Source organism: Asticcacaulis benevestitus DSM 16100 = ATCC BAA-896, assembly GCF_000376105.1.
Lineage (GTDB): Bacteria > Pseudomonadota > Alphaproteobacteria > Caulobacterales > Caulobacteraceae > Asticcacaulis > Asticcacaulis benevestitus.
In genome coordinates, this window is the sequence record NZ_AQWM01000003.1 from 81,858 (window position 1) to 104,296 (window position 22,439).

A 22,439-nucleotide genomic window follows, 5' to 3' on the forward strand; every position below is an offset into this window, starting at 1 on the left:
CGCGTGAAAACAAAATTTAGAGCGCCGCTCTAATGGCACCTAGGCAGATCTCTACGCGCGCGGCAAAATTTGCCGCGCGCCTTTGACTCAATTTTGAGACTTTTACCTTAAACTGCGGGCAAGGCTCCAGACGTGGAGCTGCCACTTTCAGGTTCCATGCCCGCAACTTCGCCTGCCCACCGTGACAATGCCCAGCGCCGAGAGACGCGATCGCTGCCCCTTGCCGCGAAGGCACTGACCTGGGAGCAGATCCTTGTCTATGCCGAAATCGCGCTGACCATCTTCTGCATTCTGATGTTCTCAAACGCGCTGATCGGCCCTTTGTTCGCGCCACAAACCATCGATGCCGCCGCGGCCGAAAGCGATTCCGCCATCCTGCGCCTGATGTGGCTGCCGGTTTATGGCGTCACTCTGGCGCTGGCCGCCTTTCGCCTGCCCCGCTTTATGCGCATTCTGCCGGGCCTGTTCATGACCGGACTTCTGGTCGGGTTGTGCCTGGCCTCAAGCTACTGGTCGATCGCCGCCGATATCACCACCCGGCGCACCATCGCGGTAGCCGTCACCACCATCTTCGGCCTCTATCTCGCCGCCCGTTATCGTGGCGAAGACCTGGTGCAGATCATCGCTTTCAGCTTCGCGTTCCTGGCATTTGGTTCGTTTTTCGTCTGCATCTGTGTGCCATCGCTTGGCATTCATAACGATATCAACGCCGGCGCGTGGAAAGGCCTGTGGTACGAAAAAAACCAGATGGCCGCCATGATGGTGCTGGGCTTTATCGCGGCCTGCGCCTCGGCCTATATTTCGCCGGAACGCCGCAGGATGTGGATCGGGCTGGCCATCACCATCTTCGTGCTGGTCATCCTGTCGCGCTCGAAAACCTCGCTGCTCGCCTGCATGGCCAGCGCCCTCGCCATCCCTGTCCTGATGGCCTTGCAACGCGGCGGCGTGCTCAGCGTCATCTTCGTCTGGCTGGCGACCACGGCTGCGCTGGTCGGGGGCACGCTCTTCTATGCCGCGCCTGCACTGATCTTCAAGGCGCTGGGCAAGGACCCGACCCTGACAGGCCGTACCGAAATCTGGGCATCACTCATGCGGCTGTCCGACAAACATCCGTGGCTTGGCTATGGTTACAAGGCTTTCTGGACACCGAGTTCGGTGCCAGCCGCCGTGGTACGGGCCGAAACCCACTGGGACGTGCCTTCGGCGCACAATGGCTGGCTTGACCTGCTCATCCAGCTTGGCTGGGTCGGTGTCATCATGTTCGGACTGGTGCTGGCGGCAGGGTTTTTCTGCGCACTGTTCCGCTTCGCCCGCGTCAAGGATGGCTTTTTCTCGGTGCTGATCCTGCTTTTGTTCAGCTTCCTGATCCTGTCGGAAAGCTTTATTTTGTCGCAGAATTCACTGATCTGGGCGCTGTTTGTCTGCGCGCTGGCGCGGCTGACAGCCAACGCGCTCGAAGACTAACCCGCCCCAACCGCTTCGGACACCGAACGGAAACCATCGGCTTTCAGGCACGACACCAGATCGCGGCGCACCTCATCCGCCAGACGTGGCCCCTTGTAGACCAAAGCCGAATAGAGCTGGACCAGCGAGGCGCCGGCGCGAATCTTGGCATAGGCCTGCGCACCCGACGACACCCCGCCGGCGCCGATCAACACCAGCTTGCCGCCCGACGCCGCATAGGCGACGCGCAGCGCCCGCGTCGACAGCTCGAACAACGGCGCGCCCGACATGCCGCCGCTTTCTGACGCATGGGCGGAGATGAGACCGTCACGCGACAAGGTGGTATTGGAAACAATCAGGCCATCCAGCTTGTGCGCCAGGGTCGAGGCCACCGTATCCTCGATTTCGCTGTCATCGAGATCCGGCGCGATCTTGAGGAAGATCGGATAGTTGACGCCCGACACCTTGACCAGGGCGGCGCGTGTTTCGGCGATCTGCCCCAGCAGGTCATCGAGGTGCGACTTGCCCTGAAGCGCGCGCAGACCCGGCGTATTGGGCGATGAGATGTTGATGGTGAAATAACTGCCCAGCCCCCACAGGCGCTTCAGACCGGTGACATAATCGGCCATGCGGTCGGCCGCGTCCTTGTTGGCGCCGATATTCAGCCCCATCACCGGCTTTTTACGCCGCGCATTGACCGGCTCCAGATGGCGCGAAAAGACTTCCAGCCCCTTGTTGTTGAAGCCCATGCGGTTGATAACCGCCTGATCCTCTGTCAATCGGAACAACCGCGGCTTAGGATTTCCGCCCTGCGGCAGCGGCGTCACCGTACCACATTCGGCGAAACCGAAACCGGCGCGGGTCATGGCCACCGGCACATCGGCGTTTTTATCAAACCCCGCCGCCAGCCCGATGCAGTTGGGGAAGCGCAATATCCCGCCGTCAAAGGCGACCTCAATCGCCAGTTCCGGCGTGCTGAGGCGCGAAACAGGCCCCAGCCCCGCCTTGAGCAACAGCACCGTCAGGGTGTGCGCGTCTTCTGGCGGTAAAATGTGCAGGGCTTGAGTGGCGAGGGTGTAGATCATGATTATTTCGCCAGATAGATGCCGTCATAGATCGGACGGCCCGCCGCATCGATCTCGAAAACCGTGGCGGTGGCGGTGGGATAGTTGCTGCGCACCTTGTCGGTGATGTCCGGGCCGGCAGCGCCTTCAAAGAGATATTCGGCTACGAGATATTGCAGGCCGGGATTATGCGCCACCACGATCAGGCACTGGCCGTCGTTTTCGTGCGCCTCGACCGCGCGGCGCAGCGCTTCGGAGCCCGCATTATAGAAATCTTCCGAGACCAGCGCCGGAATATCGCCGAGCACCGCCTTGACCTCCTCAAACGTGCCCTGCGTGCGGGCAGCGCTCGAAACCAGAGCGAAATCAGGCTTTACACCATAGGCTTTCAGGGCCTCGGCGACGCTGCGTGCCTCTTCGCGGCCGCGCGGTGCCAGAACACGATCGAAATCCTCACCGGATTCGGAGTCTTTTTCCGCCTTGGCATGGCGCATGAGAATTAGCTGTTTCATGCCGTTTCTATGGCCCAGAATCGCCCGACCGGCAAACCTGAATCGCCACTTCACGCGATTTCGTGATCCTTATGGGGGAGCCTCGAGGTCGGCACCGGCTGCGGCGGTGTCAGCACACCGCGCAGTTCCTGCAGGATCGATTTCTGCGGCCGCGGCGTGTGGGCTACGAACGGCCGCCGGCCGGCCTCCATCAGAATCAGCCCGCCAGTGAGCGGCCAGATACGCGGCAGCACGTTTTCCAGCGCCCCTGCCCAGCGCAAAAGGCTGCGCAAGGGCGGTGCATAAAGAGCATAGGACCAGGCCAGGGGTTCCAGTTCGGCGTCACGCAGCGCGCTTTCCAGTTGCAGCCGGCTATAGGGCTGACCATAGCCGAAGGGCGTCTTTTCAGCATGGGCCCAGAAGCCGCCACGCGCCGCCACGCCCAGAATCAGCTTGCCATTGGGCGCCAGAAGCCGCGAGGCTTCGAGCAGAAGGCCTTGTGGCATAGGCGATTCCTCAAGGGCATGCACCATCAGGATGCGGTCGAATAGCCCGGTCGGGAACGGCAGGGCCTCTTCCTCGACGAGGGTGGTCCGGACACGCATATCGGCGGGCCAGATTTCGGCGCCTTGCGCCGCCGGCATGGCCGAAAGGACGCGGCGCGCCTCATTGAAGTGATCAAGATAGGGCGTGCAGTAGCCAAGGCCTAACACATCGAGACCGCGCAAATCGGGCCAGGCTTCGGCCAGCTTGCGCGCGATCAGGCGTTTGGCCACCAGCCCTTCGGGCGATGTGTAAAATCGGTTGAGGTCTTGGACCGGACGACGCAAGAGTTTCCCTTAAAAGCTACAGCCTGTAAGATATAGACCCGTTTCGGGAAATTATCAGTGCGAATCCTAAGATCGGCCTAAAATACCATGTCCCTGATCATCGATATCTTCCCCGCCCTGCAGGACAATTACGGCTTCCTACTCAAGGATGAGACCAGCGGCCAGGTGGCGATCATCGATGCGCCGGAACCACGCGCCATCACCCGACGCCTGAACACGTTGGGCTGGGACCGGCTCGATCATATCCTCAACACCCACTGGCACCCCGATCATGCCGGCGGCAACGCACTTTTGAAAAAACGCTTCGGCGCCACGATCCATGGCCCGCAGGAAGTGACGCGCATCGCACCACTTGATGAGGTGCTAAAGCCCGGCGATGTCTTTATGCTTGGCGAAACGCGCCTGGATATCTTCGATCTGGGCGGCCATACGCTCGGTCATATCGGCTACGTCGATCGCGCCGGCGGCAACGCTTTTATAGCCGACACCCTGTTTCCGCTCGGCTGTGGCCGCCTGTTCGAAGGCACGCCGGAGCAGATGTGGGCCAGCCTGCAACGCATCGCTGAGCTGTCCGACGAGACGGTCCTCTACAGCGCTCACGAATATACGCTGTCGAATCTGAAATTTGCCGAGAGTCTGGGAGAAGACGCCGCTTTGGCCGCACGCGCGGCCACGATCCGGGCCTTGCGTGACCACGGCGAACCGACCGTACCGTCGACCGTAGCTGAGGAAAAAGCGACCAATCCGTTTCTGGTTTATCCGTTACGAGAAAAGGATTTTGCCGCGCAGGCCGCGAAATTCGGTGAATTACGCAAGGCCAAAGACCGGTTTTAACGTCCGCCGATGGTGTAGCTGGCCAGCACCACATTGAAGATGCGCTTGGACGAAACGCGACCGCCCCAGGTGCCGCGTGAGGTATCGAGCTTCATCACCAGCACACCATTTTGCACGGTGGCGCTCGGCGGCCGGCCTTCGACAAATTCAACCGAATGAATGGGCTCAAGGATCTTGCGGCCGCGATTCTGCTGGGACACGCGCACCAGCGCCTGAGCGGTGACATCGGCGGCATCGGCATAGAGATAATCGGCGCCGGGCGTCACATCGGGGGCATCGAAACGGAAATTACGACCTACGGCCAGACTGACACGCCGGCTGGCGCGCACCAGGGATTGAAACAACAGACCCGGCGACATCTTTCCGGGTGTAAAGGATTCGGCCTTGCCGGTGACCGCCACCGGATCGCCTGTCGGGCGGTCATCGCTGAACAGGATCATGCCGCCCCAGCGCGTCGATTTCAGAACCGGCTCACCGACATCATTTTTATAGATGACATCGCCCTTGGGGCCTTGCGTCGGTGTCAGCAGCCAGACCTCATCGTCGCCATCGAAGCGGACAAAAACGCTTTTGCCCGACTGATCGAGAACGAAGCTTTCGCCATCTTCAGAAGTAAAATGCGCCACTGCGGGCGTTGAGGACGATTTCGCATCCTTGCCCTTCTTGCCGAACATCGCTTCTTTGAGCGAACGCGGCCCTTCCGCCATCGCAGTGCCGGACTGGGCTACGCAGATCGTCAGGATCAGGGCGCTTAGGAGTCGTATCAGGAGGTGTGCCGGGGACTTCTTCATTGCGTCGATATCTAAGGTCCGACTTGGGCAGATTTAAGACGCGCTTCGACATAAATTAAGGCAAAAACGTATACGAAAAAGGCGCCTGCGAGATCGCAAGCGCCTCTAGATCTTTTGAGAGTCACGACAAAGTCGCTCCGGTAAGTCGAAAAATGCTGGCGTTTGAGCACCTGCCGCGACGTGTAGTTTGGTACACGAGCAAGGGCGCGCAAAGCGACGGCGTTTTGCAGACCACCAGAGCGCGCTTAGAGCATGTGTTGGCCGCCATTGACGGCGATGGTGGCGCCTGTGATGAACGACGCCATGTCGGATGCCAGGAAAGCGCAGATTTCGGCGACTTCTTCCGGCGTGCCAAGACGACCAACGGGAATACCGGCGACGATCTTATCCAGGACGGCAGGGGCGATGGCCGAGACCATTTCGGTGCTGGTATAGCCCGGCGCCACGCAATTGACCGTGATGCCCTTGTTGGCCGATTCCATCGCCAAAGCCTTGGTGAAGCCGATCATGCCGGCCTTGGCAGCCGAATAGTTGGTCTGGCCTGCCTGGCCCTTTTGGCCATTGATCGACGAGATATTGATGATGCGACCGTAACCGCGCTCACGCATGCCTTCGATGACCTGGCGCGTCATGTTGAACACGCTGTCCATATTGGTGTGGATGACGTCCTGCCACTGCTCTTTCGACATCTTGTGAAAGAAACCATCGCGCGTGATGCCGGCATTGTTGACCAGCACTTCGATAGGCCCAAGCTTGGCCTCGACCTCTTTCACGGCGCGGGCGCAGTCATCGAAATTGTCGACGCTGCCCTTGACGATAGTGACGCCATATTCTTCGGCGATCTTCCGCGCCGCCTCTTCATTACCGGCGTAACCCGCCGCGACCGTCAGGCCGGCATCCTTCAAACGCTTGACAATCGCCTTGCCAATACCGCGCGTGCCACCGGTGACCAGTGCTACTCTACCCATAAGAAAAATCCCTCTCTGTAAAATTTTTTAAATTGATTCAACGGCCAAAGCGACGCCCATACCGCCACCGATACACAAAGTGGCGAGGCCCTTTTTCGCGCCGGAACGCTGCATTTCGTGCAGCAGGGTGACCAGAACGCGGGCGCCGGACGCACCGATCGGGTGACCAATGGCGATGGCGCCGCCGTTGACATTGACCTTGCTGAGATCCCAGCCGAGTTCACGGTTGACCGAAATGGCCTGCGCGGCGAAGGCTTCGTTGGCTTCGATCAGGTCGAGATCGCCGACCGACCAGTTGGCCTTGGCCAGCGCCTTGAGCGTGGCCTGGATCGGGCCAGTGCCCATGATCGCCGGATCGACACCGGAAATCCCGGAAGACACAATGCGGGCCAACGGCTTGAGGCCGCGCTTGTCGGCTTCGGCGCGCGACATCAGCACCACGGCGGCGGCACCGTCATTCAGGCCCGAAGCGTTGGCGGCAGTGACGGTGCCTTCCTTGTTGAAAGCCGGCTTGAGACCGGAAATGCTGTCGATGGTGACGCCGTGACGGATAAACTCGTCCTTATCGACGACCGTATCGCCCTTGCGGCCCTTGATGGTATAGGGCGCGATTTCAGCGTCAAACTTGCCGGCCTTCTGGGCAGCCTCGGCCTTATTTTGCGAGGCGACAGCAAACTCATCCTGTTCCTGACGCGAAATGCCGAACTTCGTGGCGACGTTCTCGGCCGTCTGGCCCATGTGATAGTTGTTGAAGGCGTCCCACAGGCCGTCCTTGATCATGGTATCAATCATGGAGAGATCGCCCATCTTCTGACCGGCGCGGATATAGGCGGCGTGAGTCGCCATCGACATGCTTTCCTGACCACCGGCAACGACTATGGCGCTTTCACCGAGCGCGACCTGGGCTGCTCCCAGAGCGACCGCGCGCAGGCCGGAACCGCAGATCTGGTTGAGCGACCAGGCCGGGGCTTCATAAGGCACGCCTGCCTTGACCGAAGCCTGACGCGCCGGCCCTTGGCCTTGCGCGGCCTGCAAAACCTGACCGAGAATGACTTCGTTGATGTCCGCGGGCTGAAGACCGGCCCGCTCTATCGCCGCCTTGATGGCGTGGGCGCCCAGATCATGCGCGGGAATGGCGGCGAAACTGCCAAGGAAAGAGCCCACGGGTGTGCGGGCGGCGGAGACGATAACGACTTCATTGACGGACATATTGGGTTTCCTTGGTAGTTTTTACGGTAGTCTTCTGGGTATCGTTTTCCGGAGATGAAAACACTTATTCCTAAGGGACTTAAGACACCTGACAGGCGAAATCAAGTTACACGGTTATGACAGTTCCTGAATAGTGGTTTCACTTTATGACCGTATGGGTGCCCTAACGTGAAGGCCGCGTCACGCACCAATTCGCCATGGCAACGCCTTATGCCTTCAACTTTTTGTGCGCAATAAACAGCGCAACACTCAAGGCTAGGCTATTGCGCATGACACAATAGATGGGGCCTTGTTTTAAAGGCGTTTGCGGCATTTCAACGCAGGCCCTTTACGCACAAGCAAAAAAGAGCTTATGTTGTGGGTGCGAAATGAATGCAACATAGCTTGCAGCGCAACAAACACATCAGGACGAGTCCAGGAGGCATCTATGGCAGAGACCAAGACACGGGCAAAACGCGGCGAAGGCGATCGCGTCATCATCAAGAAATACGCCAACCGGCGTTTGTACAACACTGCCACCAGCTCCTACGTCACGCTCGACAACCTGTCGGACATGGTCCGTCAGGGCGTTGACTTCGTGGTCTATGACGCCAAGAGCGGCGACGACATCACCCGCACCGTTCTGGCGCAGATCATCTTTGAAGAAGAGAGCCACGGCCAGAACCTGCTGCCGATCCAGTTCCTGCGCCAGCTCATCAGCTTTTATGGCGACAGCATGCAGAACCTGCTGCCGACCTACCTCGAAATGTCGCTCGATGGTTTCGCCAAGCAGCAGGAGCGCTTCCGCTCGCAATTCTCAACCGCTTTTGGCGGCACGCCCGGCCTCGGCTTCTTCGATGAGCAGGTGTCGCAAAACCTGGCCATGTTCGATCGCGCCATGCGTATGTTCTCGCCGTTCTCGTTCGCCAACACAGCCGGTCAGACGGGTGCAGCCACACCGGATTACGCCGCCCCATCGGAAAGCGCCCCCGCCGCCAAGCCGGAAACCGATCAGGTACGCGAACTGCGTCAGCAGATGGAAGCCATGAAGGCCCAGATCGACCAGTTGGCTTCAAAAGGCTAGGGGACACAGCGACTGTTCACGATGTGCGCGACAGTCGCACCTCCACATAGTTTTTTAGCAAAGATGCTGTAGGTTATGCCTATGAGTTCTGATAGCAAATTGCCGGTGCCTGCCGGTCCCGTCATCGAGCACGAGCCCGGCTATGCGCCGCGCGGTCGCAAACGCCGCGCGACCACCGAAGCCGAGGATGCGACCTACGCGGCGCAAATGTTGAGTGGCGGCGAGAAACGCGGTCTGCGCGGCGGCCCCGAAACACTGGGGCGGGCAAAATCGACCTATCTCAAGTCGGAATATTCCGGCCCGAACGACCGCCGGCCGCAGCCAGGCCGCGTCACCAAGACTGAAATCTAACACTATTTTAGCGGCACGCTCTTTGCAGAGTGCAAGGCTCCTTATCAGCGGAGCCTTACGTGTTTTCCCTTACAAAAGCCCATAAAAGCCGCGGCCAGTGGACGCGCTTTGCGACACGCGCCTTTGATATCTTCACCGTGACACTGATCTTCGCCGTGTTTGGGTAGTTTGATGGGGCTTAAACAGGCGTGACTTTAAGTCTACTCTCCACGGCTCACTGTTTATCACAGACTGAGCCGTGGCAAGGGCGCCATTTTTTTATTACAGAATAGGCCGTCGCGCACATTTGCGCGGGCCATGCGGCCTGAGCTGGATAAAACATTGATATCGCTTGCGATATCAATGCCCGAAGTCGATATCCTTGCGCGCCGAGATGGCGGTGACAATAAATCCAGCCAGAACGTCCATGAGCGTCATGAAGGTCAGCAGGAAAAAGATCGAAGTGGCAAAGGGACGGAACAGCAGGAACTCAACCAGGCAAACAATGAACAGGACCATCGACAGCGAGTGGTTGACGATGGCGACGCTGTCGGACTTGGTCGATTTCAGCAGTTCAAAAAACAGACAGATCAGGGCGCCGAAGAGGATGATGTCGCCAATGCTGATGGCCCAGCGCGTACCAGGCGACGGCATGGGCATATTAATCAGTATCTGCGTCGAAGCGTTATAGGCCGACGCCGGATCGGTGCCGCCAAAAAGCGAAAACAGCGCCAGAATATTGTAAACGGCGAACGGTATAACCAATAAAGGAAATGCGGTAAGCAAGCTGAACCCCTTCTTGTGCTCTGTGGCCGGCGGTTGTTTATCGTACATGCCGATAGCCGCTTCCTGAGCAATGAGATCGCGGTCGATAGCCATACAACTTCTCCCTTTATGCCGTTTCAGCTTTCACTGACGTATCCAGGCCGACGTAAACGACGATTTAACCACATTACACCCGGTAAATCGGAAAGCGCTACAGCTAAACGTCCGATATTGGTATATTTGGACTGACCTGTGGTACGTAAGCGATCATCGACAGGTTCAAATAAAATTTCAAAGCCTTCCCGCGTCACCAGCGATGGCAGGTAGCGGTGCATCTGATCGAAGTAGGGCAGACGCAGGAAAACCTCACGGCGCAAGGCTTTCAGACCGCAGCCTGTGTCATCGGCCTTGTCGTTCAACAGGCTCTTGCGGATGCTGTTGGCCCAGCGCGACGCCCATTTCTTTGACGCCGTATCCTGACGATTGCGACGCTGACCGGCCACCATGCCGACCTCCGGCGCGGCTTCGCTCAAGATGCGCGCCATACGGGCGGCATCGGCCGCCGGATTTTGGCCGTCGCCGTCGAGCGTGACGACAATATCGCCCTTTGCCGCGAAAACACCGCTGCGCATGGCGCCGCTCTTGCCGACGTTCTTTGCGTGACGCAGCACGCGCAAAGCCGGGATATCGGCCTTCGACGCCACCAGACGCGCGTGGGTATCGTCACGGCTGGCGTCATCGACCATGAGGATCTCGTAGCCACCAATGCCGAAGAGCTTTGAAAACTCCGCCTCGATTTCTCTGGCGACTTGTACGCAAGCGCCTTCTTCGTTATAGACGGGCACCACGGCAGAGACGGTTACAGGCATGTGAAGCTCGTATCGGGAGTTAGGGCAAAGGCTTGAAACCCATTGGGTTTTGAGCCGTCATAGGCTCTTTGGCCGCTGACGTAAATAGTTATCGCCCGCAAGCTGTCGCGGTCTTTGAGGGGTTTCATGGCCGGCATCACTTTACAAGGCATGATCCAGCTTCTGCAAGGCCCCTTTGTCCGCATGGCCTCGAAGGGCCGGCGCGGGCCGCTGCTGGCCGCCCTACTCGCATTCATCGTCGCCCTGCCCTGCGCCCTTATGCTGCCACCGCTCGACCGCGATGAGTCGCGTTTCGTGCAGGCCTCGGCGCAGATGATGGAAACGCACGACTATATCAATATCAACGTGCAGGAGGTGCCGCGCTATAAAAAGCCGGTCGGCATCCATTGGCTGCAGGTGGCGGCCGTCAAGCTGACCTCCAAGGTGGCCAAACGCGATATCTTCCCTTACCGCCTGCCCTCGCTGCTCGGCGCAGCGCTGGCGGCGTTTGCCTGCGCCTGGGGCGCTTCCTATGCTTTTGGCACCCGAACAGGCACCAAGGCCGGACTTCTGTTCGCCGTTACCTTCATGCTGTCGACAGAAGCCTTCTGGGCCAAGACCGACGCCGTTCAGTGCGGGCTGGTGACCCTGATGATGGCGGCGCTGGCGCAGATCTACCTGCGCACCCGTGACCTCGGCGTGGATGATCCACGGCCCAAAATGCCCTGGCTTAAACTGGTCTTCTGGCTGGCGGTCGCCGGCACCATCCTGATCAAGATCATCATCGGCCCGATGATACTGGCCGCCACCCTGCTGACGCTCTTCGCCTGGGACCGCAAGGTGCGCTGGGCGCGCAATCTGAGCTGGGGCTGGGGTCTGATCCTTGTCCTGCTCATCTGCGGCCCGTGGTTTATGGCGATCACCGTGGCCACCGACGGCCAGTTCTGGGTCGGGGCGGTTGGCAAGGATTTCGCCGACAAGATCAGCGGCGGCTCCGAAGGACATGCCGGCTGGCCGGGCTACCATCTGGCCCTGCTGCCCATCACCCTGTTCCCGGCGGCCTGGTTCCTCGGCGGCGCGTTGCAGACGGCGATCTCGCGTCGGCATGAGGCGGCCATCCGCTTTGCCATCGCCTGGTTCCTGCCGGCCTTTATCATCTTCGAGCTGTCGCCGACCAAGCTGCCGCACTACACCCTGCCAGCTTTTGGCGCCCTGATCTGGCTATGCGCCGTTTCGATGGATGTGCCGCTGAAGACCTGGGCCAAGGCGCTAAACGCCGCCGCCGGCCTCATCGGCGGGCTGGTGATCTCCGTGATCGCCATCGCCGGCTATCATCTCTACGGCGCGTCCGACGCCCTGATTTTCGTTGTCGCCGTGGTGTCGTCGGCGCTAGTGCTTGCTATCCTCGGTGGCTGGCTGATGTGGCGCAATCGTCAGCGTGCCGGTTTCGCTTTCCTGCTGGCGGCCGGTATATTGGCGCATCTCAGCTTCGTCAGCGAGCTTGTGCATCTGAAGCCTTTGTGGATTTCCAAAATGCTGGAGACGGCGCTGGTGACGGCGCATCTCGATCCGCGCCAGGGTGTAGCGCCCGGGCCGGTGGCCATCATCGGCTACGCCGAACCGAGCTTTGTCTTCGCTATGGGCACCAAAACGGAACTGCTCAACGAAGACGCCAAAGGCGCCGTCGCCGCCCTGCGGGAAGGCCGGCCAGTCTTTGTTGAATCGAAGTTTGAAAAGGCGTTTCAGACGGAAGCCAAGACTGCAGGTATCGTTCCGCACGCGGTCAGCCAGGTCAAAGGTCATAACTATAATGGCCATGATCAGGCGCTAACGCTTTACAGCAACACGCCCACTGCCGGTAAATAGCAGGCCTTATTCGGCCGGCAGATCGCTATCCTCATCGTCCTTGAGTCGCTTGCGAGTCATGGCGCGCGCCACCGACACGGATACGATCACGGGCGACAGCAGCCAGACATAGGCCATGCGCCATATCCCCTTACCCTTGGCGCGCTTCTTGAAATAGTAGGTCAGGCCATTGCCCTTGTTACGTTCGACAAACATCGGTTCGACGCGTGAGGTATGACCTTCGTGAACCACCTCAGCCTGGGGATGGAACAGCACCGCGCCGCCCATCTCACGAGCACGCCAGCACAGGTCAACGTCTTCGACATGCAGGAAGAAATTGCTGTCAAAGCCTTTCAGACGGGCGAAATCTCGCTTCGAGACCGCGAAACAGGCACCGGAAATCGTCGGCACAGGCGCAGGGCCCGCCGGCAGCGGCTGATCCTCATAATGGATTTCGTATTTTTGCAGGGCAGGTAGCCATTTGGCGAGATGCAGCAGTGACACGAGCGTTGTCACCGGCGTTACCTCGCCCCGTCTGGCACCGCGCTGCTCGCTCATATCGGGGTTCAGCAGACGCGCACCGACGATGCAGGGCGACGGCTGATTCCTGGCGGCATCTATCAGGCGGCGTGTGCAATCATGCTGCAGCATGGCATCCGGATTAAGGAAAACCAGCCACGGCTGATTGGCAAGGATAGCGCCCAGATTGGCAGCGCGGCCAAAACCAATATTGCCATGCCCCTGAACCAGCAGGATGTGATCATGATCTTCCTTAAGGTCACGCAGCATCTGCGCGACCTTTTCGGAGGAACCGTTGTCGATAATGATGAACTGGGTCACATGCGGATCGTTCAGCACCCGGTTGATGCTGTCAAACAGCACCTTGCCGGTATGGAAAACGATCATGATGACCGTGATGCCATCCGCCGCATTCGCATCGGGTCCCAAGTCCAGATGCTGGACGAAGTAATTCGCCTCGCTGGTGGCGAGCTTGCGCTCCTTGAGCATGTCGATGATGGAGGGCGGCAGATGGTTCATGCGTCACGCGTCCTTAGATCTGGGGGCGTGGCTTCTGCCGACAGGCGCGCGACGGCATCCGCCACGCTCAGAATGGTCTGGCCTTCGGAGCCGAGGAAGCGCAGGGCGACTTCGCCCGTTTCGGCTTCCTTGCGACCGACGACGGCGATCACCGGCACCTTGGCCAGCGAGTGCTCGCGCACCTTGTAATTGATCTTTTCATTGCGCACATCGGTATCGACGCGCAGGCCTGCCTTGCGCAGGGCCGCCGCGACGGTCTCCGCGTAAGGATTGGCGTCCGAAGTGATCGGCGCGATGACGACCTGCACCGGCGCCAACCAGATCGGGAACTTGCCGGCGTAGTTTTCGATCATGATGCCGATGAAGCGCTCGAACGAGCCTAAGATAGCGCGGTGAAGCATGACCGGACGCTGGCGCGAACCGTCTTCGGCGACATATTCGGCATCAAGGCGTTCGGGCAGCACATAATCGAGTTGCAGGGTGCCGCAGGTCCATTCACGACCGATGGCGTCCTTGACGATGAAATCGAGCTTAGGCGCGTAGAAGGCGCCGTCGCCTTCGGCGATCACCACCTCGACGCCGGCCTGACGCGCGGCTTCCGCCAGCATGCCTTCGGCCTTGTCCCAGAATTCATCCGAACCAGCGCGATTTTCCGGGCGCGTTGCCAGGTTGATATAGGCCGTTTCCATACCGAGATCGGCGTGGATCATGCGGGTCAGGCGCACGAACTTCTCGGTTTCCTCGACGATCTGGTCTTCGCGGCAGAAGATGTGGGCATCGTCCTGCGTGAAGCCGCGCACGCGCATCAGACCGTGCAGCGAACCCGACGGCTCGTAGCGGTGGCAGGCGCCAAATTCGGCCATGCGCATCGGCAGTTCCTTATAGGAACGCAAACCGACCTTGAAGATCTGGACGTGGCCGGGGCAGTTCATCGGCTTGAGCGAAAGCGTTTCGCCTTCAACCGTTTCGCAGATGAACATGTTGGGGCGATACTTATCCCAGTGGCCGGACTTTTCCCAGAAGGAACGATCGAGCACCTGCGGCGTCTTGACCTCGACATAGCCGGAATCATCGAGACGACGGCGCATATAGGCCTCAAGCGTGCGCCACAACTGCCAGCCCTTCGGGTGCCAGAACACCATGCCGCGGCCTTCTTCCTGCATGTGGAAGAGATCCATGGCGCGGCCGATCTTGCGGTGATCGCGCTTTTCGGCTTCCTCGATGCGGGTGATATAGGCTTCGAGATCGGCATCCGTGGCCCAGGCCGTACCGTAGATGCGCTGCAATTGCGCATTGTTGTGGTCGCCGCGCCAGTAGGCGCCGGCCAGCTTGGTCAGCTTGAACGCCTTGCCGATAAATTTCGACGACGGCAGGTGCGGCCCGCGGCACAGATCCTTCCAAGCGTCGCCGTGGCGATACATGGTGATGGTTTCCGTACCCGGCAGATCGCGGATAATTTCGGCCTTGTAGGCCTCGCCGATCGATTCGAAATGCTTGATGGCGTCGTCGCGGTCCCAGACCTCGCGCACGATCTTCTCGTCGCGGTCAACGATCTCTTTCATCTTCGCTTCGATTTTGGCGAAGTCGTCGGTGCTGAACGGCTCGTCGCGGGCGAAATCGTAATAGAAGCCGTCCTCGATCGATGGCCCGATGGTCACCTGCGTGTTCGGGAACAGTTCCTGCACCGCCTCGGCCAGGATGTGGGCCGTGTCGTGACGTATGACTTCGAGCGCCTCGGGGGCGTCGCGCGTCAAGATTTCCAAAGCCCCCCCCTCTTCCAGTGGCCGGTCGAGATCAAGCAGCGTACCATCGAGCTTGATCAGAACGGCCTTCTTCGCCAGCGATTTTGACAGGCTTTCGGCAATGGCCCTGCCGGTTGTCCCCCTGTCGAAGCTGCGAACGGCGCCATCGGGAAACTTCAAGTCTATCATCATCTTAGTCACTCTCGTCTGGCGACCTGTAGCCCTTACGGCGGGCTTCATCGCGCAATAAATTTAATAAGGTTTCGATATGGTCTTGGAAAACCACCACGAAACCGGGTTTGATGCGACGCGAAAGCGCCATACCAGACCTTACTCTTTCGGTTCCTTCGGCAGAACCGGATCATAGCCGCTGCTGCCCCCCGGCCGACAGCGACAGATACGCTTAATCCCCATCCATGACCCTTTTATGGGGCCGTGGATAATCATGGCTTCAGCGGTATATTCCGAACAGGTCGGCCGGAAGCGGCAGCCCTGACCGATGTAGGGCGACAATGTGAGCTTGTAGGCTCGCAGCGCCGCACGCACGGAACGTTCGTAAGGAGCGGTCATGTGCCATCGAATGGAGAAAAAGTTGAACCACGTCAACCCTGCAAATACCCGCCCCCGCGTTAGGGGTATTATGGAACCTATTTTCGTTTGAATGGCAAGCGCCTCGAAGCACAACCTGACATTTTATTTTACGGGCGTGACGAAATAGCCGCAACTGTGGCATCAAACGCCAGAAGGGTCGAAGCGTGGCGCGCCGGGAACTCCTTGACGGAAGACAGAATTCTCAAATCCTCGAAACGTGGCGGAAAGTCTGCCGGCTCATCTTTAAGGAGATGACGCAGGGCATCGCGCGCTTCTGTCACCTCTGCGGCGGTGGCGCCGATGACATGCTGACTGAGAATCGCCGCACTGGCCTGACCGAGCGCGCAGGCCTGCACCTGCTGGGCGAATTCGGTGATCACTTCGCCGTCCATATTCAGCTCGATATGGATGGTCGAGCCACACAGCTTGGCGACCTTATCGGCCACGCCTTGCGGCGCCGCCAGATGACCGACGTGCTGAAGCTGCGTGGTGCGGCGCAGGATTTCGCGGGAATAGAGGTCGTCGATCATGAGGCCTAGATGGGTTGCGCGCCAAACATGCGCAAGGCGCTACTTGCTGCCGAACGGACCGAACAGTTTCGGACCGCGCCAGTTGGGTTTTTTCTTGGCCAGGGGTTCAGCATCCGGGGTAGCCTTGGCGACCTGTGGCGCGGGCGTATACGGATTGGCGGCAAATTGCGCCTCGGCCTTGCTTTTCAAGGCCTCGCCAAACGCCTCGAAACCCGTGCGGATAAGGCTGCGATAGCGCTTGCCTTCGCGTTCCGACAGATAGCCGTTGAACATGGCGCCGATCGAAAAGCCCGCGCCAGTATCACTCAGAATATCGAACTCGAAATAACGCACCAGGGTGCCGGCATAGAAGGGCTTGGGCACGCTGACATGGATATGCGACAGCGGCGTCCAGTCGGCGATAAAGCCGTCCGTCTCCCAGGTACCCAGGCCTTCGTAATATTCCTCAAGGTGGATCGGAGCGCCAAAGGACAGCCTAGCGTCCGTCTTTTTGTGGATCGGGCTCCATTCCGGCCAGGCATTGATATCGGCGATGATGGCATAGACATCATCGACGGGCGCGGCGATGCCGACGCGGTGTTCGATCTTCAAACCCATCAGTTCGTCGCCTTCACTTTCCAGCTTGCGCCGCCGGCGCTGTCCATGACCTCGATATTGAGCGCATCCAGTTCCTTTCGGATGCGATCAGCTTCCGGCCAGTTCTTTTCCGCCCGCGCCACCGCACGTGCCGCAATCAGGGCTTCAACCTGCGCCGTCAGATCGTCACCCGCGCCCTGCTTGAACCAGGCCTCGGGGTCACCCTGCAGCAGGCCAAGCGCCGCACCGGCCGCCAGAAGATCCGCCTTGGCCATCATGCGCCCGGCTTCCGAGGTCGCCGTTTCCAGCACCTTGGCCAGCGCGGAAAGCTCAGCCAGAGCCTGAGGCGTATTAAGATCGTCGCACAGGGCCTCCAACACGCCCGCCGGCACCACCACGTCGCGCACCGGCACGTCCTGCGCCTTGCGCAAGGCGCCATAGAGGCCATCAAGGCGCTTATGCGTCTGGCTGATCAGCTCATCCGTCCAGTCGAGCGGCGCGCGGTAATGCGCCGACAGCAGGGCGAGACGTAACACCTCACCCGGCGTCGTCTTGATCATTTCGTGCACCAGCTTCACATTGCCGAGTGACTTTGACATCTTTTCCTTGCCGAAATCGAGGAAGCCGTTGTGCATCCAGTACCGCGAGTAGGCGTCGCTGTCATGGGCATGGCCATGCTGGGTGCAGACGCCCTGCGCAATTTCGTTTTCGTGATGCGGGAAGATCAGATCGTGGCCGCCGCCGTGGATATCGATCGGCAGGCCAAGATTGGCCTCGATCATCGCCGAGCACTCGATATGCCAGCCGGGACGCCCCTCGCCCCACGGGCTTGCCCACAAAGGCTCACCCGGCTTGGAGGGCTTCCACAGCACAAAATCCTGCGGGTTTTTCTTATAGGGCGCCACTTCGACACGGGCACCAGCGATCATATCATCGAGCGAGCGGTTCGACAGGGCGCCATAGGCCTTGTAGCTCTCGACATCGAACAGCACATGCCCTTCGGCCGGATAGGCGTGGCCATTATCGATCAGCGCCTGGATCTGATGCAGGATGGCGTCCATATTATGGGTGACGCGCGGTTCTAACGTCGGGCGCAGCGCACCGAGCGCCGCCATGTCGGCATTATAGATGTCGGCGTAGCGGTTGGTGATGACCGAGATATCGACGCCTTCGTCCATCGCCTTCTTGTTGATCTTGTCATCGACGTCGGTGATGTTGCGCGCATAGGTGACATGGCTTTCGCCATACAAATGACGCAGCAGACGAAACAGCACATCGAACACCACAACCGGGCGCGCATTGCCGATATGGGCGAAATCGTAGACGGTCGGCCCGCAGACATACAGCGTCACACGCTCAGGATTGTTGGGCGTAAATTGGACTTTTTCACGCTTCAGCGTGTCGTGAATATGCAGTTTCATCAGCGTTTTTGGAGAATTTCGGTTGTAATCAAAGGGCTCCCTCCCATATAGACGCGGCAAGCCCCCAATGCCACGTAAAATCTGCACCATGTAAAATCTTGGCCAGAGTGATCCAATTTTCGCAAGGACGTAGTATAAGGGGCTCTAATGTTGGTTTTTGGTACTGCCATAAACTGACCGGCCCTCATGCAAGAACGCCACGGCACGCGCCGGCTGATTTTATGCGGGTTATATTGTGAGGGATACCGCGCGTCCTTCCGGAACCGTCGTTCCGGCGCCACTGGGTAGCCCTGGGAACCGAATGTATTATGGATAGCCTTGATCCTGTGTCGAACCTGACCACCGAAGCGAACAATCTGCTAAACACCTCCAAGCCCAAGAGCGTCGTCACCTACACCAACCGCCCGTCGCGCGAAGAAGCGATGGCCGCCGTCAAGACGCTGCTGGCCTGGGCCGGTGACGATCCCGAACGCGAAGGCCTGCTCGATACGCCCAAGCGCGTCGTCGATGCCTACGGCGAATGGTTCCAGGGCTATACCGAAGACCCCGCCAAGGAACTGTCGCGCACCTTCGAGGACGTACAGGGCTATGACGATATGGTCATGCTGCGCGAAATCGATGTCGAATCGCACTGCGAGCATCACATGGCGCCCTTCCTCGGCAAGGCCTGGGTGGCCTATATGCCGACCTCCAAGGTCGTCGGCATTTCCAAGATCGCCCGCGTTGTCGAAATCTTCGCCAAGCGCCTGCAAACGCAGGAAACCATGACCAAGCAGGTCGCGGACGCGCTGGAAGAGTCGCTGGCGCCGCTGGGTGTCGCCGTGCTGATCGACGCCGAACACCAGTGCATGAGCACGCGCGGCGTCCACCACAAGAACGTCACCACGGTCACAACGCGCTTCACCGGCGTGTTCAAGACGGATCAGGCCCTGCAAGATCGCTTCCTGCGCCTGATTCATCGATAGAGGCGCCGTATTTGGCGTGCGATCTTGTGAAACGTAAAAGACAAGATCGCTTCCTGCGCCTGATTCATCGCTAAACCTTATCTCTTTCTGAAAGAAGCGGCCCCGCTCCGGCAGGGCCGCTTTTTTATGCCCCTCATAATATTTAATAACCTTGCTTTACAAAGTATCATGTAAGGCATAATTTATGGTCACGCAATACGCATTATGGAGGAGAACACCATGGCCATGAAACTCGGCGGCAAAAGCGGTCGTTACAGCATCGCGCAAAATTCCGACATCAACGTCACGCCCTTCGTGGACGTCATGCTGGTGCTGCTGATCATCTTTATGGTGTCGATTCCGGCCGCCACGGTCTCGATCAAGCTGGATATGCCACCGGCTGAAGGCCCGACAAGCAAACGTCCCGATCCGGTGTTCATCTCCGTCATGGGACCGGACGACATCTATATCGGCGCGCAGAAGACCAGCATGGCCAGCCTGATCAGCGATGTGGCCGCGGCCTTGCGCGTTTCAGACCCGAACACGCCCCTGAGCGAGCAACGCGTGCTGGTGCGCGGCGATAAAGATATAAGCTATGCCGACTTCATCGCGGTGATCAACCAGCTCCAGCAGAACGGCTACGTCAAGATCGGCCTGATCAACGAAGACATTGTCTGAGGCCTTGGGTATAGGCGTCCTTGGCGCTGGCCGTCCGTGACACCGGTGGACGCCGGAAGCCGCCCGGTTTTCGGCATTTTTAATTGATAACGGCGCTCCGGCATGAAATATTCTTAATCTCTGCCCGTTATGACCGCCTTTCAGGCTTTACATTTAACTCTGACTTGTCCTAAATCGCTACCGACAGGTCAGACAGGCAGCGCCACGATTGCGCCGTCCGTGGCCTAACGGCATATGTTTGTCCCCCGCGGATCGCGTCCGTGGAGGCTTTAAGGGAGTTAAACTATGGGCGCTAAGCTCGGTGGCGGCGGCGGCGGTAAGTATACGGTCGCGCAAAATTCGGACATCAACGTCACGCCTTTCGTGGACGTCATGCTCGTTCTCCTCATCATCTTCATGGTGTCCATCCCGGCCGCCACGGTGTCTATCAAGCTCGACCTGCCGCCCGCAAAGGCGCCGCCCACGAACGAAAAGAAGCCGGATCCGGTCTTCATCTCGATCATGGGTCCTGAAGACATCTATATCGGGCCACAAAAGACCAGCATGGACCGCCTGATCGGCGATGTCGCCGCTGCGCTTCGCGTCACCGATCCCAACACCCCGCTCAGCGACCAGCGCATTCTGGTGCGTGGCGACAAGGACATCAAGTATGAGGACTTCGTGAAGGTGATCAACGAGCTGCAACAAAACGGCTACCTCAAGATCGGCCTGATCAACGAAGACATCGAATAGTCTTTGGCTTCCAAGACAAAAAATCTGTTACACATTCTCGCCGCGATAGTTTGCTCTGTCGCGGCGAGTTCGTGTGTGCGGCTTGAACCCGCACGCCAGCCTGACAAGCCCTATTGGCTGAGGACAATTTCCCTTAATATTGAAGCGCCGTGTAATTACTACGTTGATGGAAAGAGCATTTTTCAGGAAAAGTTAATTGAAGAGCTTAACGTTGCGCAAGGCACAGACATGCAGCGTGTGCGCGTTCTGATCAAACCTGACCTCGATGTTCAATACTCAGAAGTCGCTCGGACGATCGACAGGCTTCATGAAGCGGGCTACATTAAGATTGGTTTGATCTCGGCAGATAAGGAATAGACGACTATTTCAGCTATGCCTTGTCCTGATCCAATGTTATGGCCTGCCTATGACCACTTCCGAAGATTTTGACGATGAGCTCGACGCCCTTTCAGAAGACGTTGCTGAAGCACACATCCTGACCACGACGATCGATGCCGACAGCGACGATCTCGGCGACCGCCTCGACCGCGTGCTGGCCGGCCACTTTCCCGATCTGTCGCGCGCACGTTTGCAGGCCCTGATCGGTGAGGGTCGCCTGACGTTTCAGGGCAAGGTGATCAGCGACGGCAAGCACAAGGCGAAGGCCGGCGACTACAGCCTCATCATCCCTGCCCCGACCAATGCCACCCCCGAACCGCAAGACCTGCCGCTGGAAATCCTGTTCGAGGACGAACATCTGATCGTGGTCAACAAGCCGGTCGGCATGGCGGCGCATCCGGCGCCCGGCACGCGCGACGGCACACTGGTCAACGCCCTGCTCTATCACTGCGGCGATTCGCTATCCGGCATCGGCGGGGTACTGCGTCCCGGCATCGTCCACCGCCTTGATAAGGACACCTCCGGCATTCTGGTCGCCGCCAAGTCCGATGTGGCCCACCGCGCTTTGAGCGAACTGTTCGCCCGCCACGATATAGACCGCGAATACCGCGCCGTCGTCAGGGGCTCGCCCAAATACATGACCGGCACGGTGACGACGCGTCTTGGCCGCTCGCACCACGACCGCAAGAAAATGGCGGTCTTGCGCGCTGGTGGCCGCGAAGCGATTACGCACTATCGGCTGGAAGAGGTCTTTGGCGACGACAAACCCCTGGCCGCCCTGCTGACCTGCCGTCTCGAAACCGGCCGCACCCACCAGATCCGCGTTCATATGGCGCATCTCGGCTGTCCGTGCCTCGGCGATCCGGTCTATGGTTCCGGCGCGCCGGCCAAAGAGGTTCAGGCGATTCTGAAAGAGCTGGATTTCAACCGCCAGGCCCTGCATGCCGGCCTGCTTGGCTTTGTGCATCCGGTGACGGGCGAAAAACTGAAATTCAAAGCCCCCCTGCCCGACGATATGCAGGAACTGGTCGATGCGCTCGCGGATATGTATTGAGGGTCAATGACCCGTTAGCCGCATTGTGCAGCGCACTCACCGAACTGTGATCCTGTAACACCGTGCGTTTATGATAGATTTGCCCTCCCAAATCGCTTTTGACTCGGATTTTAACGTTTTCCCTGAGCGGGGGGTCTTTTTTTCGTCAAAAGGCTTCCTAAATCTACACACAGTTGTCGGGCATGTTACCCCCTCCCGTGTGTCCCCCTCACACGACAAGGCGCTGGTCTCATGTCCGACACGACCTCCTATTCTGACCTCTCGTCAGAGTCCC

The 22,439-nt window shown here is 59.1% G+C and carries 24 protein-coding genes; 10 read left to right on the forward strand and 14 right to left on the reverse strand.

The features are described from left to right. The first annotated feature begins 156 nt into the window (after nt 1-156). Entirely contained in the window at nt 157-1,464 is a 1,308-nt protein-coding gene (locus B060_RS0106030; protein WP_018080866.1) for an O-antigen ligase family protein, read from the forward strand. Here the strand turns inward: B060_RS0106030 and B060_RS0106035 are convergent. The 3 genes from B060_RS0106035 to B060_RS0106045 are packed head-to-tail and all read right to left on the reverse strand — an operon-like array spanning nt 1,461 to nt 3,828. Continuing rightward, the gene (locus B060_RS0106035) at nt 1,461-2,528 is read right to left on the reverse strand and encodes a quinone-dependent dihydroorotate dehydrogenase (protein ID WP_018080867.1); all 1,068 of its coding nucleotides are present in this window, start codon (nt 2,526-2,528) and stop codon (nt 1,461-1,463) included. The genes B060_RS0106030 and B060_RS0106035 overlap by 4 nt on opposite strands. Nucleotides 2,529-2,530: 2 nt before the next feature. Further along, entirely contained in the window at nt 2,531-3,019 is a 489-nt protein-coding gene (locus B060_RS0106040; protein WP_026172641.1) for a SixA phosphatase family protein, read from the reverse strand. Nucleotides 3,020-3,069: 50 nt separating this feature from the next. Further along, nucleotides 3,070-3,828: a class I SAM-dependent methyltransferase gene (locus B060_RS0106045; protein ID WP_018080869.1), complete on the reverse strand. Its 759-nt coding sequence runs from the start codon at nt 3,826-3,828 to the stop codon at nt 3,070-3,072. An 87-nt stretch (nt 3,829-3,915) separates the two neighbouring features. Here B060_RS0106045 and gloB point away from each other — a divergent pair, with 87 nt between their 5' ends. Further along, nucleotides 3,916-4,662 (forward strand): hydroxyacylglutathione hydrolase, encoded by a 747-nt coding sequence (gene gloB, locus B060_RS0106050; protein ID WP_018080870.1) that lies wholly within the window; start codon nt 3,916-3,918, stop codon nt 4,660-4,662. On the opposite strand, the gene B060_RS0106055 is transcribed toward gloB, so the two are convergent. From B060_RS0106055 to B060_RS0106065, 3 genes are all read right to left on the reverse strand, one after another. Further along, nucleotides 4,659-5,453: a DUF4908 domain-containing protein gene (locus tag B060_RS0106055; protein WP_155847704.1), complete on the reverse strand. Its 795-nt coding sequence runs from the start codon at nt 5,451-5,453 to the stop codon at nt 4,659-4,661. The genes gloB and B060_RS0106055 overlap by 4 nt on opposite strands. Nucleotides 5,454-5,698: 245 nt before the next feature. After that, complete coding sequence (gene phbB, locus B060_RS0106060) at nt 5,699-6,421, reverse strand: acetoacetyl-CoA reductase (RefSeq protein WP_018080872.1); 723 nt, start codon at nt 6,419-6,421, stop codon at nt 5,699-5,701. Between the two features lie 27 nt (nt 6,422-6,448). Next, complete coding sequence (locus tag B060_RS0106065; protein WP_018080873.1) at nt 6,449-7,630, reverse strand: acetyl-CoA C-acetyltransferase; 1,182 nt, start codon at nt 7,628-7,630, stop codon at nt 6,449-6,451. 427 nt (nt 7,631-8,057) lie between these two features. Between B060_RS0106065 and phaR the strand changes: the two genes are divergently transcribed. Further along, nucleotides 8,058-8,693, forward strand: a complete 636-nt coding sequence (gene phaR / locus B060_RS0106070; protein ID WP_018080874.1) for a polyhydroxyalkanoate synthesis repressor PhaR — start codon at nt 8,058-8,060, stop codon at nt 8,691-8,693. Nucleotides 8,694-8,774: 81 nt separating this feature from the next. Next, the gene (locus tag B060_RS0106075) at nt 8,775-9,044 is read left to right on the forward strand and encodes a hypothetical protein (protein WP_018080875.1); all 270 of its coding nucleotides are present in this window, start codon (nt 8,775-8,777) and stop codon (nt 9,042-9,044) included. Between the two features lie 339 nt (nt 9,045-9,383). Here the strand turns inward: B060_RS0106075 and B060_RS0106085 are convergent, their stop codons facing one another. Both B060_RS0106085 and B060_RS0106090 read right to left on the reverse strand, forming a co-directional pair. Further along, entirely contained in the window at nt 9,384-9,902 is a 519-nt protein-coding gene (locus B060_RS0106085) for a hypothetical protein (RefSeq protein WP_018080877.1), read from the reverse strand. Between the two features lie 23 nt (nt 9,903-9,925). Continuing rightward, nucleotides 9,926-10,657: a glycosyltransferase gene (locus B060_RS0106090; RefSeq protein WP_018080878.1), complete on the reverse strand. Its 732-nt coding sequence runs from the start codon at nt 10,655-10,657 to the stop codon at nt 9,926-9,928. 126 nt (nt 10,658-10,783) lie between these two features. Here B060_RS0106090 and B060_RS0106095 point away from each other — a divergent pair, with 126 nt between their 5' ends. After that, nucleotides 10,784-12,502 (forward strand): ArnT family glycosyltransferase, encoded by a 1,719-nt coding sequence (locus B060_RS0106095; protein ID WP_018080879.1) that lies wholly within the window; start codon nt 10,784-10,786, stop codon nt 12,500-12,502. Between the two features lie 6 nt (nt 12,503-12,508). Here B060_RS0106095 and B060_RS0106100 read toward each other — a convergent pair whose 3' ends face one another. The 6 genes from B060_RS0106100 to cysS all read right to left on the reverse strand — a co-directional run bounded on the left by B060_RS0106100 (nt 12,509) and on the right by cysS (nt 18,379). Further along, a complete protein-coding gene (locus tag B060_RS0106100; protein ID WP_018080880.1) occupies nt 12,509-13,519 on the reverse strand; it encodes a glycosyltransferase in 1,011 nt (336 codons plus the stop codon). Then, nucleotides 13,516-15,450, reverse strand: a complete 1,935-nt coding sequence (thrS, locus tag B060_RS0106105; protein ID WP_026172643.1) for a threonine--tRNA ligase — start codon at nt 15,448-15,450, stop codon at nt 13,516-13,518. The genes B060_RS0106100 and thrS overlap by 4 nt, the downstream gene beginning before the upstream one ends. A gap of 141 nt (nt 15,451-15,591) precedes the next feature. Further along, nucleotides 15,592-15,831 (reverse strand): membrane protein insertion efficiency factor YidD, encoded by a 240-nt coding sequence (yidD, locus tag B060_RS26440; RefSeq protein ID WP_081606800.1) that lies wholly within the window; start codon nt 15,829-15,831, stop codon nt 15,592-15,594. 128 nt (nt 15,832-15,959) lie between these two features. Further along, nucleotides 15,960-16,382: an iron-sulfur cluster assembly scaffold protein gene (locus B060_RS0106115; protein ID WP_018080883.1), complete on the reverse strand. Its 423-nt coding sequence runs from the start codon at nt 16,380-16,382 to the stop codon at nt 15,960-15,962. A gap of 39 nt (nt 16,383-16,421) precedes the next feature. Continuing rightward, on the reverse strand, nt 16,422-16,979 hold the full coding sequence (locus tag B060_RS0106120) for an SRPBCC family protein (protein ID WP_018080884.1): 558 nt from the start codon (nt 16,977-16,979) through the stop codon (nt 16,422-16,424). Continuing rightward, complete coding sequence (gene cysS / locus B060_RS0106125; RefSeq protein WP_018080885.1) at nt 16,979-18,379, reverse strand: cysteine--tRNA ligase; 1,401 nt, start codon at nt 18,377-18,379, stop codon at nt 16,979-16,981. Before cysS ends, B060_RS0106120 begins: the two co-directional genes overlap by 1 nt. Before the next feature lie 308 nt (nt 18,380-18,687). Between cysS and folE the strand changes: the two genes are divergently transcribed. The 5 genes from folE (at nt 18,688) to B060_RS0106150 (ending at nt 22,165) form a co-directional block, all read left to right on the forward strand. Further along, on the forward strand, nt 18,688-19,344 hold the full coding sequence (gene folE / locus B060_RS0106130; protein WP_018080886.1) for a GTP cyclohydrolase I FolE: 657 nt from the start codon (nt 18,688-18,690) through the stop codon (nt 19,342-19,344). A 219-nt stretch (nt 19,345-19,563) separates the two neighbouring features. Continuing rightward, nucleotides 19,564-20,001 carry a biopolymer transporter ExbD gene (locus B060_RS0106135; RefSeq protein WP_026172644.1) on the forward strand — a complete coding sequence of 146 codons (438 nt, stop codon included), beginning with the start codon at nt 19,564-19,566 and terminating at the stop codon, nt 19,999-20,001. A 285-nt stretch (nt 20,002-20,286) separates the two neighbouring features. Continuing rightward, on the forward strand, nt 20,287-20,733 hold the full coding sequence (locus B060_RS0106140; RefSeq protein ID WP_018080888.1) for a biopolymer transporter ExbD: 447 nt from the start codon (nt 20,287-20,289) through the stop codon (nt 20,731-20,733). Nucleotides 20,734-20,808: 75 nt separating this feature from the next. Beyond that, a complete protein-coding gene (locus B060_RS0106145; RefSeq protein WP_157405620.1) occupies nt 20,809-21,090 on the forward strand; it encodes an ExbD/TolR family protein in 282 nt (93 codons plus the stop codon). A 49-nt stretch (nt 21,091-21,139) separates the two neighbouring features. Continuing rightward, on the forward strand, nt 21,140-22,165 hold the full coding sequence (locus B060_RS0106150) for an RluA family pseudouridine synthase (protein ID WP_018080890.1): 1,026 nt from the start codon (nt 21,140-21,142) through the stop codon (nt 22,163-22,165). Nucleotides 22,166-22,439 lie beyond the last annotated feature (274 nt).

What these genes read in the sequence shown, in the direction of transcription:
- thrS (WP_026172643.1), bottom strand. Translation starts at nt 15,450, where the DNA reads ATGATAGACTTGAAGTTTCCCGATGGCGCCGTTCGCAGCTTCGACAGG.
- B060_RS0106135 (WP_026172644.1), top strand. Translation starts at nt 19,564, where the DNA reads ATGGCCATGAAACTCGGCGGCAAAAGCGGTCGTTACAGCATCGCGCAA.
- B060_RS0106115 (WP_018080883.1), bottom strand. Translation starts at nt 16,382, where the DNA reads ATGATCGACGACCTCTATTCCCGCGAAATCCTGCGCCGCACCACGCAG.
- B060_RS0106035 (WP_018080867.1), bottom strand. Translation starts at nt 2,528, where the DNA reads ATGATCTACACCCTCGCCACTCAAGCCCTGCACATTTTACCGCCAGAA.
- B060_RS0106090 (WP_018080878.1), bottom strand. Translation starts at nt 10,657, where the DNA reads ATGCCTGTAACCGTCTCTGCCGTGGTGCCCGTCTATAACGAAGAAGGC.
- B060_RS0106140 (WP_018080888.1), top strand. Translation starts at nt 20,287, where the DNA reads ATGGGCGCTAAGCTCGGTGGCGGCGGCGGCGGTAAGTATACGGTCGCG.
- B060_RS0106120 (WP_018080884.1), bottom strand. Translation starts at nt 16,979, where the DNA reads ATGGGTTTGAAGATCGAACACCGCGTCGGCATCGCCGCGCCCGTCGAT.
- B060_RS0106085 (WP_018080877.1), bottom strand. Translation starts at nt 9,902, where the DNA reads ATGGCTATCGACCGCGATCTCATTGCTCAGGAAGCGGCTATCGGCATG.
- phaR (WP_018080874.1), top strand. Translation starts at nt 8,058, where the DNA reads ATGGCAGAGACCAAGACACGGGCAAAACGCGGCGAAGGCGATCGCGTC.
- B060_RS0106100 (WP_018080880.1), bottom strand. Translation starts at nt 13,519, where the DNA reads ATGAACCATCTGCCGCCCTCCATCATCGACATGCTCAAGGAGCGCAAG.
- folE (WP_018080886.1), top strand. Translation starts at nt 18,688, where the DNA reads ATGGATAGCCTTGATCCTGTGTCGAACCTGACCACCGAAGCGAACAAT.
- B060_RS0106150 (WP_018080890.1), top strand. Translation starts at nt 21,140, where the DNA reads ATGACCACTTCCGAAGATTTTGACGATGAGCTCGACGCCCTTTCAGAA.
- B060_RS0106095 (WP_018080879.1), top strand. Translation starts at nt 10,784, where the DNA reads ATGGCCGGCATCACTTTACAAGGCATGATCCAGCTTCTGCAAGGCCCC.
- yidD (WP_081606800.1), bottom strand. Translation starts at nt 15,831, where the DNA reads ATGACCGCTCCTTACGAACGTTCCGTGCGTGCGGCGCTGCGAGCCTAC.
- phbB (WP_018080872.1), bottom strand. Translation starts at nt 6,421, where the DNA reads ATGGGTAGAGTAGCACTGGTCACCGGTGGCACGCGCGGTATTGGCAAG.
- gloB (WP_018080870.1), top strand. Translation starts at nt 3,916, where the DNA reads ATGTCCCTGATCATCGATATCTTCCCCGCCCTGCAGGACAATTACGGC.
- cysS (WP_018080885.1), bottom strand. Translation starts at nt 18,379, where the DNA reads ATGAAACTGCATATTCACGACACGCTGAAGCGTGAAAAAGTCCAATTT.
- B060_RS0106030 (WP_018080866.1), top strand. Translation starts at nt 157, where the DNA reads ATGCCCGCAACTTCGCCTGCCCACCGTGACAATGCCCAGCGCCGAGAG.
- B060_RS0106075 (WP_018080875.1), top strand. Translation starts at nt 8,775, where the DNA reads ATGAGTTCTGATAGCAAATTGCCGGTGCCTGCCGGTCCCGTCATCGAG.
- B060_RS0106040 (WP_026172641.1), bottom strand. Translation starts at nt 3,019, where the DNA reads ATGAAACAGCTAATTCTCATGCGCCATGCCAAGGCGGAAAAAGACTCC.
- B060_RS0106065 (WP_018080873.1), bottom strand. Translation starts at nt 7,630, where the DNA reads ATGTCCGTCAATGAAGTCGTTATCGTCTCCGCCGCCCGCACACCCGTG.
- B060_RS0106055 (WP_155847704.1), bottom strand. Translation starts at nt 5,453, where the DNA reads ATGAAGAAGTCCCCGGCACACCTCCTGATACGACTCCTAAGCGCCCTG.